The following is a 13,421-nucleotide window of genomic DNA, read 5'->3' on the forward strand; positions in this document are numbered from 1 at the left end:
TAGGCCTACCGCCAGCGTTCACTCTGAGCCAGGATCAAACTCTTCACTTAAAACTACATGATCCGAAGATCAAAATTTAAAGCTGCAGATGATTGATGCTGGCAACGTATCGCTTGCTTTAAAACAATTAATAGTTGCTTGATCAAACGTCTGCAAGATGGACAATCATCCTTCCTGCAGGCGCCTTCACAAGATACCTGCGCATACTTTCAAAGATCCGGGGAAGTGGCCTCAGCGCCGTTCCCGTGTGCTGCGAAGTTTCCTTCGTAGCGAGCCGCCCATTATGCCAGACTTTTTCAGTCCGTCAACACCTTCGTTCGATCATCTCGTTCGGCGGTGGTGGGCGCCCTGTTGTCGCTGAAGCCCCTTGGTGGCGACCCCTGCGACGGGGGAGGAGAAGTATGTCCCCATTCCCATCATTTGTGAAGGGGGTGTGGCGATTTTTTTCACCGGATGTTGCATCTGTTCATGCGCCGCGCTGCGGTACGAACCCGTGAAGAGCAGCCGAGCGTGGGCTTGGCTCTACAAGAGCATAAGGAAGGGCCGGCTGGCGCCGGCCCTTCCTTGATGTCAGGCAGCGATCAGGCGTACGCGGGCGAAGGTGCGCTTGCCTACCTGCAGCAGGCCTTCGAAGCCCGGCTGCAGCACCTGCTGGCCGTCTTCGACCACTTCGCCATCCACCTTCACCGCACGCTCCTTGAGCTTGCGGTTCGCTTCGGAGTTGCTCGGAGTCAGGCCGGCCGCGGTCAGCAACGCGGCGATGCGCAGGCCATCGGCCGGAATCGCCACCTCCTGCAGCGGCAGCTGGGTGATGTCGCCCTGCCCGGTCACCGCCGCTTCCCAACCGGCGATCGCCTGTTCGGCCGCCGCGGCGTCATGGAAGCGGGTGGCCAGTTCACGCGCCAGGCGCAGCTTGACCACGCGCGGGTTCAGGCCGCCATTGGCCACCTGCTCGCGCAGCTGCACGGCCTCGGCCTGGCTGATGTCGAAGGACAGCAGCTCGATCCAGCGCCACATCAGGGCGTCGTCCACCTTCATTGTCTTGGTGACGATGTCGATGGCCGGCTCGCTGATGCCAATGTAGTTGCCCAGCGACTTGGACATCTTGTTGACGCCGTCCAGGCCTTCCAGCAGCGGCATGGTCAGCACCACCTGCGGCTTCTGGCCGTGGTGTTCCTGCAGGCCACGGCCCATCAGCAGGTTGAACTTCTGGTCGGTGCCGCCGAGTTCGACGTCGGCCTCCAGGGCCACCGAGTCGTAGCCCTGCACCAGCGGGTACAGGAACTCATGGATGGCGATGGACTGCTGGGCGGCATAGCGCTTGGCGAAATCGTCGCGCTCGAGCATGCGCGCCACGGTGTGCTGGCCGGCCAGACGGATCATGTCGGCCGCGCCCATCTTGCCGAACCACTCCGAGTTGAAGCGGACTTCGGTACGGCTGCGGTCCAGCACCTTGAAGACCTGCTCCTCGTAGGTGCGGGCGTTGGCCAGCACATCGTCGCGGCTGAGCGGCTTGCGGGTCAGGCTCTTGCCGGAAGGGTCGCCGATCATGCCGGTGAAGTCGCCGATCAGGAAAATGACCTGGTGGCCGAGGTCCTGGAACTGGCGCATCTTGTTCAGCAGCACCGTATGGCCCAGGTGCAGGTCGGGGGCGGTGGGGTCGAAGCCGGCCTTGATCCGTAGCGGGCGGCCTTCCTGCAGGCGCGCACGCAGATCCTCGAGCTTGAGGATCTCGTCGGCACCGCGGCCGATCAGGGCAAGGGCTTCTTCAATCGAGGACACGTGACTACTCCCGGCAACGCCGATTCTTGTGTGGGGTGTTAAAGCAAAGTTAACCCGATTGGCTTCACAAAAGCCAATGGGCACAAGGGTTTGACGCGCTTTTATCAGGTGTCTATGGTAACCGGCGATCAGGCCCGCGCTCCCGGGCTGCAAGGAAAGAACCGCCGATGCACAACTCCGAACAAGGGCGCGCACGCAAGCAGCGCTTCCAGGAACGCCTCCACGTCCTGCACGACAACGTCCTGCATCGGAAGCTCAGGCAACACCTTCCCGCGGCCTTCAATGAGCGCTGGACCCGCCGCCACTGGGTGCATGCCAGCCTGTTTGCCACCATCGGCGCCCTGGTGGCGACGATCGTGCCGGGCTTCTCGCACACCATCGACGCCCCCTTTGCCGACAGCCATACCAGCCTGGCACTGCCGTTGCCGCCGCTGACCATGGCCCGCCAGCAGCAGGTGCCGGGCGACAGCTGGCAGGTGCTGCGCGTGCAGCGTGGCCAGACCCTGAGCGACCTGTTCGACAAGGCCGGCATTCCGGCCACCACCCTGCACCGGGTACTGGACCACCCGGGGGCGCGCGAGGCGCTGACCAAGCTGCGCCCCGGTGCCGAGATAGCCTTCGACATGCCGCTGTCCGGCGACCTGCGCAGCATCCGTTTCGACCGCGATGCCGACAACCGGGTGGAACTGAGCCTGGTTGGCGATGACATCAAGGAGAAGGTGACCCGACGCGAGACCTCCACGCGCACCGTGGTCACCAGCGGCGAGATCACCAGTTCGCTGTATGCCGCGGCCCGGCGGGCCGGGCTGTCGCCCTCGGCGATCGCGACGATGACCGACGAGATCTTCAAGTACGACATCGACTTCTCCAAGGACCTGCAGCCGGGCGACCGCTTCAGCGTGGTGATGGATGAAACCTGGCGCGAAGGCGAGAAGGTGGACACCAGCAAGATCCTGGCGGCGACCTTCACCACCGGCGGCAAGACCTATTCCGGCTTCCGTTTCGACCGCAACGGCAAGGCCGAGTACTACGACATCAACGGCCGTTCGTTGAAGAAGAGCTTCATCCGCATGCCGATTCCGTTCGCGCGGCTGAGCTCGACCTTCGGCGCGCGCAAGCACCCGGTGCTGGGCAAGATGCGCATGCACAAGGGGGTGGACTACGCCGCGCGCACCGGCACCCCGATCATGGCCGCCGGCGACGCCCGCGTGCAGTTCGCCGGCGTGCAGCGCGGCTATGGCAACGTGGTGATCCTCGATCACGGCCGCGGCCATACCACCCTGTACGGGCACATGTCGCGCTTTGCGAACATCAAGACCGGCCAGCGCGTGGCCCAGGGCACGGTGATCGGCTATGTCGGCTCGACCGGCCTGGCCACCGGCCCGCATCTGCACTACGAATTCCGCGTCAACGGCGAGCACCGCAATCCGCTGACCGTGACCATGCCGCCGCCGGAGCCGCTGAAGGGCGCCGAGCTGGTCGCCTTCCGCGCGCAGACCGCACCGGCGATGGCCCGCATCCAGGGCATGGAGAAGCTGATCTACGCCGACGCCAGCCCGGCACCGACCAGCCGCGACGAGGCCGCCCCCGAGGTGGCCAGCGCCAAGGACAAGCAGGCGACCGGCCGCAAGCGCGGCTGAACCCCTGCGTTGACGAAGAAGGACGCGGCAGCCCAAGCTTGCCGCGTCCTTTTTTTATGCCCGCCATGAACACGACTGCCGACGCTGACGCCCCCCTGTACCTTGGCCTGATGTCGGGCACCAGCGCCGACGGCATCGATGCCGCGCTGGTGCAGTTCCCCGCTGGCGGAGGCTGCCGCTTCGTGCACGGGCTGACCGCCCGCTGGGAGCAGGTGCTGCGTGCGCGGCTGGTGGCGCTGGGTGAAGGCGGCCCGCTGGACTCGCTGGAGGAGCTCGGCGAGCTGGATGCGCGCATCGCGATCAACTTCGCCGAGTCGGCCAACCAGCTGCTGGCCGAAGCCGGCGTGGACCGCAGCCAGGTGCGCGCGATCGGCTCGCACGGCCAGACCGTGCGCCACCGCCCGCTGGCCGATCCGGCGTTCACCGTGCAGCTGGGCGACGGCAACCGCATCGCCGAGCTGACCGGAATCACCACGGTGTCCGACTTCCGCCGCCGCGACCTGGCAGCCGGTGGCCATGGCGCACCGCTGATGCCGGCCTTTCACCTGGGCATGCTGGGCACCGCCGATGAGGACCGCGCGGTGCTCAACCTGGGCGGCATCGCCAACCTGACCCTGATCCCGCGCGAAGGTGCGGTGCGTGGCTTCGATACCGGCCCGGCCAACGCGTTGATGGATGCCTGGTGCCAGCGCCATACCGGCCGCACCTTTGATGCCGACGGCGCCTACGCCGCCAGCGGCGCGGTGGACGAGGGCCTGCTTGCCGGCTGGCGTTCGGACCCGTGGTTCGCGCTGCCGCCGCCGAAGAGCACCGGGCGCGAGCAGTTCCACCTGACCTGGGCCGAGGCGCACATGGGGGAAGGCCAGTACGCCGCCGCCGATGTGCAGGCCACCCTGCTGGAGCTGACCGTGGCAACCGTGGCCGATGCGCTGCTGACGCAGCAGCCGCAGACCCGGCGCCTGCTGGTCTGTGGCGGCGGGGTACGCAACCGGCAGCTGATGACGCGCCTGGCGGCGCGGCTGCCGGGAGTGCAGGTGGAGTCCAGCGCGGTACACGGGCTGGACCCGGAATACGTGGAGGCGATGGGTTTTGCGTGGCTGGCGCAGCGGACCATGGAGGGACTGGCCGGCAACCTGCCGAGCGTGACCGGGGCCAAGGGGCCGCGGATCCTGGGGGCGATCCACCTGGCGTGAGGTGGCGCCATACACGCATGGCGTGGCTCTACCGGGCAGCCGCGCGTGGGCTCGGCTCTACAGCATTGCGGCGCGGCCGCTAATCGAAGCCCTGCCCTGCCGGCAGGGCCTGCAGGGCGGCGATGGCGTCGGAGAGTGCGTCCACTTCGGGATCGCCGAAGCCGGAGCGGACCTCCAGTTCACTGCTGAACAGGCCCTGCTCCAGCAAGGCGGCGCAGGTCTGTTCGTGAGTCCAGCCGCGGGCGACCGCGACGCGTTTGATGCGTTCCAGCAGCAGCGGGTCCAGGTCCCGCAGCACAACGTCGGCCATGCTCGCTTCCCCGTTCGCAAGGCACCGCCCCCTCGGCGCGTCGGGGCGATGATCCCGCAGACCGGACGGGCAGGCAATCAGGTCGAGCTGGCGGCCTGGCGACGACGCTGCTGCAGGATCAGCAGGGCGCACAGGATCACCACCGGGATCGCCACCAGCGCGGTACCGACGAAGAACAGCGCGTAGCCTTCCAGCAGCGTCCGGCCTTGTGCGAGCGCCTGTACCGACCACCCCGAGAGCCCCTTGAGCGCCTTGCCGGGCATCGCGTAGAACGAGCTCAGCAGCGCGTACTGGGTTGCCGTGTATCCGATGCTGGTCAGGCTGGACATATAGGCGATCAGCGCCGTACCGGCGAAACCGCTGGCGAAGTTGTCGATGGCCATGGCCACGGCGAAATGGGTTGTGTCCGGGCCGGAATAGGCCAGCCAGGCAAACGCCAGGTTGGAGGCCGGCCCCAGCACGGCGCCCACCATCAGCGCCGCCAGCACGCCCCAGCGCACCGAAACCAGGCCCGCCGCAGCAATGCCGACGAAGGTCGCGACCAGGCCCACCGAGCCACGCACGGCGCCCACGGTGTCCTCGTCCAGGCCGAGATCGACATAGAAGGGGTTGGCCATCGGCCCCATGACGAAGTCGGCCATGCGATAGATGCTGATGGCCACCAGGATCAGGATCGCGCCGCTGCGGTGTTCGCGGACGAAGGCGATGAACGGCCCGGCCACGGCGTCGAACAGACCGCGTGGCGTCCACAGCGAGGTCGCCTGTGCCTGCACGGCAGCCACTTCCCGCGCGGGCTCGCGGGCCATGAGCACGGCCACCACGCCAAGCGCCATCAGCACGGCCATGATCTCGTAGGAGACCTGCCAGCCGACACGGGCCGCGATGATCAGGATCAGCGCATCGGTGACCAGCAAGGCAGTGCGGTAGCCCAGCGCCGAGGATGAGGTCAGCAGGCCGAGCTGCTCGCTGTTGTCAGCGCTTTCGATGCGCCAGGCATCGATGACGATGTCCTGGGTGGCCGAAGCAAACGCCACGATCACGGCCATCACGCCGAATACGACGATGTGCTGCCAGTCGACACCCAGGAACTGGATCTGGCCGCCCTTGGGCTGGACCAGTGCCATGCCGACCAGCCCCACCACCACGACCAGCTGCGACAGCAGCATCCAGCCGCGGCGGCGGCCGAAACGACCGAACAGAGGCACGTCGGTCTTGTCGACGATCGGCGCCCACAGGAACTTCATGGTGTAGGCCAACCCGACCCATGACAGGAAACCGATCGTGCTCAGCTCGATGCCTTCCTTGCGCATCCAGAAGCCGAGCGTGTTGCCCACCAGATAGATGGGCAGGCCCGAACTGAAACCGAGCAGCAGCATCGCCAGCACCTTGCGCTGGCTCAGGTTGGACAACACCTGCTGCCACGGTCGGCGCGGCTTGGCGGCCTCGGTCACAGGTCGTAGTCCACGGTGAACGGGGCGTGGTCGGAGAAGCGCTCGTCGCGGTAGATCGAACAGCTACGCAGTTTGTCGCGCAGGCCCGGGGTGATGAACTGGTAGTCGATACGCCAACCGACATTGTTGGCACGGGCGGCGCCGCGGTTGCTCCACCAAGTGTAATCCTCGCCGGTGGGGTTGAGCAGGCGGTAGGCATCGGCCCAGCCACGGCCGGCGGCGACATCGGTGGCCTGGCCATGGTCGGCGCACAGGGCGTTGAGCCAGTCGCGCTCCTCCGGCAGGCAGCCGGAATTCTTCTGGTTGGACTTCCAGTTCTTGATGTCCAGCGCCGAACGCACGATGTTCCAGTCGCCGCACAGCACGTAGTCGCGGCCGCTGCGCGCCCACTCCTCCAGGATCGGCCGCAGCCATTCCATCACTTCGAACTTGAAGCCCTGGCGCAGGTCGCCCGAGCTGCCGGACGGGATGTAGAAGGAGACCACGCTGAGGTTGCCGTAGCGTGCCTCGATATAGCGGCCTTCGTCGTCGAACGGGGCCCAGCCCAGCGAGGTGATGACCTGGTCCGGTTCGCGCTTGCTGTAGATCGCCACGCCGCTGTAGCCCTTCTTGGTGATGGCATCGCGATAGAAGCAGTGGTGCCCGTCCGGACGGAACATCGGGTCGGTCAGCTGGTCTTCCTGGGCCTTGGTCTCCTGGATGCACAGGACGTCGGCGTCCTGGGCACGGAACCAGTCGAGGAAGCCCTTGGTCGCGGCGGAACGGATGCCATTGGCGTTGAAACTGATGATGCGCATGCAAGGGACCTACGACAGGAAACCGGGCAAGCATACCGGTTGCCCACGGGGCTGCGCAGTCTGCCCGGCCAGGCCGCGACGCCCTTCACACGGGTCCGGACGAGCGCGAAACGCCCAGCTGGATTAGGATTTGTGCTCCAAATGAAGATGAATCGAGTTTTGATGAGCGACCACCGCCACCGTTTCCTGCAGCTGGCCCTGACCGCCGATGCCCTGCGCTTCGGCCAGTTCACCCTCAAGTCCGGCCGGCTGAGCCCCTATTTCTTCAATGCCGGTCGTTTCGACTCCGGCTCGCTGCTGTCGCAGCTCGGCGCCTGCTACGCCGATGCCATCGATGCCAGCGGGATCAAGTACGACGTGGTGTTCGGCCCGGCCTACAAGGGCATTCCGCTGGCCACCGCGATGGCCTGCGAGCTGGCCCAGCGTGGCCGTGACCTGCCGCTGTCGTTCAACCGCAAGGAAGCCAAGGACCATGGCGAAGGCGGCCAGCTGATCGGCGCGGACATGAATGGCAAGCGCGTGCTGATCGTCGATGACGTGATCACCGCCGGTACCGCGATCCGCGAAGCGCTGGGCATCATCCGCGCCGCCGGTGGCACCCCGGCCGGCATCGTGGTGGCGCTTGACCGCCAGGAGATCGCTTCGGAAACCGATCGCCGTTCGGCGGCGCAGTCGGTGGCCGAGGAAGCCGGCATTCCGGTGATTGCCGTGGCATCGCTGGCCGATCTGCTTGATTTCGCCTCCGGCAACCCGGAACTTGTGGGTTACCGTCAGCCGCTGGAAGCCTACCGGGCCCAGTACGGCGTTCGTTCGATCCGCTGACCGACCAGGGGAAAGGTCATGTCCCGAGTTCCTGCTGTTCTCCTTGCCGGCCTGCTGCTGGCCATGCCGTTCACGCTGCCGGCGCAGTCGCGGGGTGTCGACAAGGTGGAGAAGAAGCTGTACTGCTGGAACGAGGGCAAGGAGCGGATCTGCAGTGATTCGCTGCCGGCCGATGCGGTCAATCACGCCCGCGAAGAGTTCAACGCGAAGAGCGGCCTGCGCAATGCGCAGGTCCAGCGCGCGTTGACCGACGAAGAGCGTGCCGCCGCCAGCACGGTGGCCGCGCAGCAGCAGCTGGACCTGATGGCTGCGCAGACCCGCCAGCGCACCGAGCAGGCGATGCTGACCACCTATGGCAGCGAGGACGACCTGCGCCGGGTGTTCGCCGAACGCCAGGAAGTGCTGGACAACAACCTGAAGACAGCCGAGTACAACGTCACCAGCCTGCGCGAATCGCTGGTGGCGCTGCTGTCGGCCGCCGGTGACCGCGAACTGGCCGGTGGCAAGGTGGCCGACAAGCAGGCCGAGGCGATCCGCCAGCGGCATGTGCAGCTGCAGGCGCAGCAGCGCCTGCAGGCCGGGTTCCTGCAGCAGCAGCAGGCGTTGAAGGCCGAAATTGAAAGCACCCTGCAGCGCTATCGCGAGCTGAAGGGCGTGGCGCCGGCTGCCCCGGCAGGCTGACGACGCTCCTGCCGCCGGGCATGGCCCGGCGCTACCCGTGGCCGGGTTACGGGTTGGCCCACGGAATTTATGCACTCTTTACGCGTCGGCCCGGTCCGGCGCGTAGTGCGTTTATGGGCGGCAGGACGACGATGGCGGCCTGAGGTGGAGGGGTTCCACCAGGACGCTATTGCAATGTCCCCCTGGCTGTCGTTGTTGTGTGGCGTGCTGGTGCTGGTCGCCGCCGCCTATCTTCTTTATGTCGTGCTGCGGCCCGAGTCGTTCTGAGCGGAGCCGGCCATGACTGAGATGCTTGTGATTATTGCCGCCAGCCTGCTGCTGGCGTGGCCGCTGGGCCTGTACCTGGCCCGCGTGATGCGTGGCACGCCGATGAGGGTGGACGTGCTGTTCCACTGGATCGAGAAGCCGCTGTACGGGGTGTTCGGCGTCGATCCATCGCGCTCGATGTCCTGGCGCGGCTACGTGCTGGCCTTCGTGCTGAGCAACGTGGTGGTCGCGGTACTGACCCAGGCCGTGTTCATGACCCAGGCCTGGCTGCCGCTGAATCCGGACCAGATCCCGAACATGCGCTGGGACACCGCGCTGCATACGATGATCTCGTTCCTGACCAACACCAACCAGCAGCACTATTCGGGCCAGGCGCAGCTGTCCTACCTCTCGCAGATGACCGGCATCACCGGCCTGCAGGTGGTGACGCCGATGATGGGCCTGGCGCTGGCGGTGGCCACGCTGCGCGCGTTGTTCTCGCGCGCGCCGCAGGCTGCGGCGGCCACCGGTGCCGGCGACGACCGCCAAGTGGCGGTGGGCAACTACTATGTGGATGTGGTGCGCCTGTGCGTGCGCTTCCTGTTGCCGCTGTGCCTGGTGTGGACGCTGCTGCTGACCAGCCAGGGCGTGCCCTCGACGATGGCCGGTGGCCCGCAGGCCTCGCCGATCGATGCCAGCGCCGGCATGGCCCAGCAGAAACTGCCGCTGGGCCCGGTGGCAGCGATGGTCGCGGCAAAGCAGCTTGGCGCCAACGGTGGCGGCTGGTACGGCCCGAACAGCAGCTTCCCGCTGGAGAACCCCACCCCGCTGTCGAACGCGCTGGAGATCGTCGGCATCCTGCTGGTGCCGATGGCGGTGATCTTCATGATCGGTGCGTTCACCGGCCGGCGCCGGTTCGGCGCCCTGGTGTTCAGCTGCATGCTGGGCATGTCGCTGCTGTCCACCGGCGCGATGATGTGGAGTGAAGGGCATGGCGCCAGCGCCGCCACGCCGCTGCTGATGGAAGGCAAGGAGGTGCGCTTCGGCGCCGACGGCACGGCGCTGTGGGCCGCGGTGACCACCCAGGTTTCCAACGGCTCGGTCAACGGCATGCATGACTCGCTGGCGCCGCTGAGTGGCGGCATCGCGATGGTCAACATGCTGGTCAGCGCGATCTGGGGTGGCATCGGCTGTGGCCTGCAGCAGTTCATCGTGTACCTGCTGCTGGGCGTGTTCCTGGCCGGGTTGATGACCGGGCGTACGCCGGAACTGTTCGGCCGCAAACTGGAAACGCCACAGGTACGCCTGCTGGCCCTGCTGGTGTTGCTGCAGCCGATCACCCTGCTGGTGTTCACCGCGATCACCCTGGCCGTGCCCGGGCTGGCCGGTACCTCCAACCCTGGCTTCCATGGCATCAGCCAGGTGTTCTACGAGTACGTCTCGGCCTACGCCAACAACGGCTCGGGCTTCGAGGGGCTGGGCGACGCCACGCTGTGGTGGAACCTGAGCTGCTCGCTGGTGCTGCTGCTGGGCCGCTTCCCGCTGCTGATCATCCCGCTGGTGGTGGCCGCACAGCTGGCCGCCAAGCGCCAGGCGCCGGAGTCTGCCGGCAGCCTGCAGATCGAAACCCCGACCTTCGCCCTGACCCTGGTCTCGGTGATCGTCATCCTGACCGTGCTGCAGTTCATGCCGGCGCTGGTACTCGGCCCGATCGCCGACCACCTCAGCCTGGGACTGCACTGAGGACACCCCGATGAGTACCCACGCAAGTTCCACCCGTAGTTCCCTTGCCCCGCGCCCTGCGCTGCTTGATGGCGCCGGCCTGCGCCGTGCGTTGATCGAGGCGGTGCGCAAGCTGTCGCCGATGCACCTGGTGCGCAGCCCGGTAATGGCGGTGGTGATGGCCGGTACGATCGTTGCCGCGATCGTCACCCTGACCGGCAATGCGCCGCTGGGCTTTGGCCTGGCGGTGACCGCGATCCTGCTGGTGACCGTGCTGTTCGGCAACTTCGCCGAAGCGGTGGCCGAAGCACGTGGCCGTGGCCAGGCAGCATCGCTGCGCCGCGCGCGCCAGGACCTGGTGGCGCGCCGCCTGGCCGCACCGCAGCCGGGGGCTGCGGAAACCCAAGTACCTGCCGCCGAGCTGCGCCCGGGCGACCATGTGATCGTCAGTGCCGGTGAGCTGGTGCCGGCCGATGGCGAGATCGTGCAGGGCCTGGCCACCATCAACGAGGCGGCGGTGACCGGCGAGTCCGCGCCGGTGCTGCGCGAGGCCGGTACCGACCGTTCCGGCGTGATCGGCGGCACCAAGGTGCTGTCCGACCAGATCATCGTGCGGGTGACCGCCGAGCCGGGCCACAGCTTCCTGGACCGGATGATTGCCCTGGTGGAGGGTGCCAACCGGCAGAAGACGCCGAACGAGATCGCGCTGACCCTGCTGCTGGCGGCGATGACGCTGACCTTCCTGGTGGTGGTGGCGACGCTGCCGGCGATCGGCGCGGCGGTAGGCGTGCAGGTCGATCCGCTGCTGCTGATCGCGCTGCTGGTCTGCCTGATCCCGACCACCATCGGCGGGCTGCTGCCGGCCATCGGCATCGCCGGCATGAACCGTGCGTTGGCCGCCAACGTGCTGGCCAAGTCGGGCAAGGCGGTGGAAGTCGCTGGAGACGTGGATGTGCTGCTGCTGGACAAGACCGGCACCATCACCTACGGCGACCGCCAGGCCAGCCATTTCCATCCGCTGGCCGGCATCGACGCCAGCCAGCTGCGCGAAGCGGCGCTGCTGTCTTCGCTGGCCGACCCGACCCCGGAAGGAAAGTCGATCGTGCGCCTGGCGCGCGAACAGGGCTGCGCCACCGCCGAGCCGGACCGTGCCGAGTACCTGGCCTTTACTGCCCAGACCCGGATGTCCGGCGTCGACCTGGAACATGGACGGCAGATCCGCAAGGGCGCCGCCGATGCGATCCGCGCCCACGTGCAGGCGCTGGGCGGCAACGTGCCCGCCGAGCTGGCCGGTCGCGTCGAGCAGGTGGCACGCAACGGCGCCACCCCGCTGGTGGTGGCCGAGGGTCGCCACGTGCTGGGCGTGATCGAGCTGTCGGACGTGGTCAAGCACGGCATGCGCGAGAAGTTCGCGCAGCTGCGAGCGATGGGCATCCGCACGGTGATGATCACCGGCGACAACCCGATGACCGCCGCCGCGATCGCTGCCGAGGCCGGCGTCGACGACTACATCGCCGAGGCCCGTCCGGAAGACAAGCTGGCACGCATCCGCCAGGAACAGGCCGGTGGCCGCCTGGTGGCGATGGTGGGCGATGGCACCAACGATGCTCCCGCGCTGGCCCAGGCCGACATCGGCCTGGCGATGAACTCCGGCACGCAGGCGGCGAAGGAGGCCGGCAACATGGTCGACCTCGATTCAGACCCGGCCAAGCTGCTGGCGGTCGTGGAAGTGGGCAAGCAGCAGCTGATCACCCGCGGTGCGCTGACCACCTTCTCGCTGGCCAACGACGTGTCCAAGTACTTCGCGATCCTGCCGGCGCTGTTTGCCGCTGCCGTTCCGACCATGGCCGCACTGAACGTGATGCAGCTGTCGAGCCCGCGCAACGCCGTGCTGGCGGCGCTGATCTTCAACGCCCTGGTGATTCCCGCCCTGATTCCGCTCGCCCTGCGTGGCGTGCGCTTCCGCCCGGCCACCGCAACGGCGCTGCTGCGCCGGAACATGCTGGTGTACGGCCTCGGCGGCGTGCTGCTGCCGTTCGCGGCAATCAAGGCGATCGACCTCCTTCTTGTCCTGGTATTCGGCGCATGAACCGTACTGTTTCCACTTCGTCTTCCCTTCCCCGCGAACAGAAGGCCGAGGCCCGCGTGGCCAGCCTGCAGGATGGCGCAAGCTGGCGCCCGGCGATCGGCCTGGGCCTGGCCACGCTGCTGCTGGCCGGCGCGGTCTACGCCGGTATCGCCACCGGTTTCGCCGGCCTGGCTTACCCGACCCAGGCCGAGGGCAGCCTGCTGCGCGATGGCAACGGCCAGGTACGCGGCTCGGCATGGCTGTCGCAGCGGTTCACCGGTGACGGCTACTTCCAGGCGCGCCCGTCGGCCGCCAACTACGACCCGATGGCCGCGGCCGGTTCCAACATGGCGCGCAGCAACCCCGCGCTGGCCGAGCGCGTCGCAGCCAGCACCGCGGCGGTGGCTGCACGGGAAGGTGTCGCGCCAGCGCAGGTTCCGGCTGACCTGGTCACCCAGTCCGGCGGCGGACTGGATCCGCAGCTGTCGCCGGCGGCGGCGCAGCTGCAGGTAGCACGCGTGGCGCGTGCCCGTGGCCTGCCGGTGGAGCGCGTGCAGGCACTGGTGCAGGCGCATACCGAAGGGCGCCAGTGGGGCCTGTTCGGGCAGCCACGGGTGAATGTGGTGACGCTGAACTTCGCGCTGGACCATGCGGCCAAGACGCCGTGATGCCGGCCTGCACCGCCTGCGCGCACAATGCTGGCCATGAC

At 67.3% G+C, this 13,421-nt stretch carries 12 protein-coding genes; 8 read left to right on the top strand and 4 right to left on the bottom strand.

The annotated features are described in order from the left end of the window. Window positions 1-570: 570 nt before the first annotated feature. Window positions 571-1,782: a tyrosine--tRNA ligase gene (gene tyrS / locus G370_RS0117655; RefSeq protein WP_019661777.1), complete on the bottom strand. Its 1,212-nt coding sequence runs from the start codon at window positions 1,780-1,782 to the stop codon at window positions 571-573. A 167-nt stretch (window positions 1,783-1,949) separates the two neighbouring features. On the opposite strand from tyrS, the gene G370_RS0117660 reads away from it, so the two are divergent. Together G370_RS0117660 and G370_RS0117665 are read left to right on the top strand one after the other, a co-directional pair. After that, complete coding sequence (locus tag G370_RS0117660) at window positions 1,950-3,422, top strand: M23 family metallopeptidase (protein ID WP_019661778.1); 1,473 nt, start codon at window positions 1,950-1,952, stop codon at window positions 3,420-3,422. A gap of 65 nt (window positions 3,423-3,487) precedes the next feature. After that, entirely contained in the window at window positions 3,488-4,615 is a 1,128-nt protein-coding gene (locus G370_RS0117665) for an anhydro-N-acetylmuramic acid kinase (RefSeq protein WP_026347230.1), read from the top strand. Window positions 4,616-4,694: 79 nt separating this feature from the next. Here the strand turns inward: G370_RS0117665 and G370_RS0117670 are convergent, their stop codons facing one another. The 3 genes from G370_RS0117670 to G370_RS0117680 form a co-directional block, all read right to left on the bottom strand. Continuing rightward, on the bottom strand, window positions 4,695-4,925 hold the full coding sequence (locus G370_RS0117670; protein ID WP_005407775.1) for a hypothetical protein: 231 nt from the start codon (window positions 4,923-4,925) through the stop codon (window positions 4,695-4,697). A gap of 77 nt (window positions 4,926-5,002) precedes the next feature. Next, window positions 5,003-6,376, bottom strand: a complete 1,374-nt coding sequence (locus G370_RS0117675; protein ID WP_019661780.1) for an AmpG family muropeptide MFS transporter — start codon at window positions 6,374-6,376, stop codon at window positions 5,003-5,005. Next, window positions 6,373-7,173: an exodeoxyribonuclease III gene (locus G370_RS0117680; protein ID WP_005420469.1), complete on the bottom strand. Its 801-nt coding sequence runs from the start codon at window positions 7,171-7,173 to the stop codon at window positions 6,373-6,375. Before G370_RS0117680 ends, G370_RS0117675 begins: the two co-directional genes overlap by 4 nt. A 162-nt stretch (window positions 7,174-7,335) precedes the next feature. Here G370_RS0117680 and pyrE point away from each other — a divergent pair, with 162 nt between their 5' ends. The 6 genes from pyrE (at window position 7,336) to kdpC (ending at window position 13,380) form a co-directional block, all read left to right on the top strand. Next, window positions 7,336-7,995, top strand: a complete 660-nt coding sequence (pyrE, locus tag G370_RS0117685) for an orotate phosphoribosyltransferase (RefSeq protein WP_005420471.1) — start codon at window positions 7,336-7,338, stop codon at window positions 7,993-7,995. Between the two features lie 18 nt (window positions 7,996-8,013). After that, window positions 8,014-8,676, top strand: a complete 663-nt coding sequence (locus G370_RS0117690) for a hypothetical protein (protein WP_019661781.1) — start codon at window positions 8,014-8,016, stop codon at window positions 8,674-8,676. Window positions 8,677-8,850: 174 nt separating this feature from the next. Further along, a complete protein-coding gene (locus tag G370_RS0117695) occupies window positions 8,851-8,943 on the top strand; it encodes a potassium-transporting ATPase subunit F (protein WP_005407770.1) in 93 nt (30 codons plus the stop codon). A 12-nt stretch (window positions 8,944-8,955) separates the two neighbouring features. Beyond that, window positions 8,956-10,665, top strand: coding sequence for a potassium-transporting ATPase subunit KdpA (kdpA, locus tag G370_RS0117700; protein WP_019661782.1), 1,710 nt, complete (start codon window positions 8,956-8,958; stop codon window positions 10,663-10,665). Between the two features lie 10 nt (window positions 10,666-10,675). Continuing rightward, complete coding sequence (gene kdpB, locus G370_RS0117705; RefSeq protein WP_019661783.1) at window positions 10,676-12,733, top strand: potassium-transporting ATPase subunit KdpB; 2,058 nt, start codon at window positions 10,676-10,678, stop codon at window positions 12,731-12,733. Beyond that, window positions 12,730-13,380, top strand: a complete 651-nt coding sequence (kdpC, locus tag G370_RS0117710; RefSeq protein ID WP_019661784.1) for a potassium-transporting ATPase subunit KdpC — start codon at window positions 12,730-12,732, stop codon at window positions 13,378-13,380. Before kdpB ends, kdpC begins: the two co-directional genes overlap by 4 nt. Window positions 13,381-13,421 lie beyond the last annotated feature (41 nt).

This window comes from Stenotrophomonas hibiscicola ATCC 19867, from assembly GCF_000382065.1.
In the GTDB taxonomy this organism is placed as follows: domain Bacteria; phylum Pseudomonadota; class Gammaproteobacteria; order Xanthomonadales; family Xanthomonadaceae; genus Stenotrophomonas; species Stenotrophomonas hibiscicola.

Excerpts from the sequence above, each read along its gene's own strand:
- G370_RS0117660 (WP_019661778.1), top strand. The coding sequence starts at position 1,950 with ATGCACAACTCCGAACAAGGGCGCGCACGCAAGCAGCGCTTCCAGGAA.
- G370_RS0117665 (WP_026347230.1), top strand. The coding sequence starts at position 3,488 with ATGAACACGACTGCCGACGCTGACGCCCCCCTGTACCTTGGCCTGATG.
- G370_RS0117670 (WP_005407775.1), bottom strand. The coding sequence starts at position 4,925 with ATGGCCGACGTTGTGCTGCGGGACCTGGACCCGCTGCTGCTGGAACGC.
- G370_RS0117680 (WP_005420469.1), bottom strand. The coding sequence starts at position 7,173 with ATGCGCATCATCAGTTTCAACGCCAATGGCATCCGTTCCGCCGCGACC.
- pyrE (WP_005420471.1), top strand. The coding sequence starts at position 7,336 with ATGAGCGACCACCGCCACCGTTTCCTGCAGCTGGCCCTGACCGCCGAT.
- G370_RS0117690 (WP_019661781.1), top strand. The coding sequence starts at position 8,014 with ATGTCCCGAGTTCCTGCTGTTCTCCTTGCCGGCCTGCTGCTGGCCATG.
- G370_RS0117695 (WP_005407770.1), top strand. The coding sequence starts at position 8,851 with ATGTCCCCCTGGCTGTCGTTGTTGTGTGGCGTGCTGGTGCTGGTCGCC.
- kdpA (WP_019661782.1), top strand. The coding sequence starts at position 8,956 with ATGACTGAGATGCTTGTGATTATTGCCGCCAGCCTGCTGCTGGCGTGG.
- kdpB (WP_019661783.1), top strand. The coding sequence starts at position 10,676 with ATGAGTACCCACGCAAGTTCCACCCGTAGTTCCCTTGCCCCGCGCCCT.
- kdpC (WP_019661784.1), top strand. The coding sequence starts at position 12,730 with ATGAACCGTACTGTTTCCACTTCGTCTTCCCTTCCCCGCGAACAGAAG.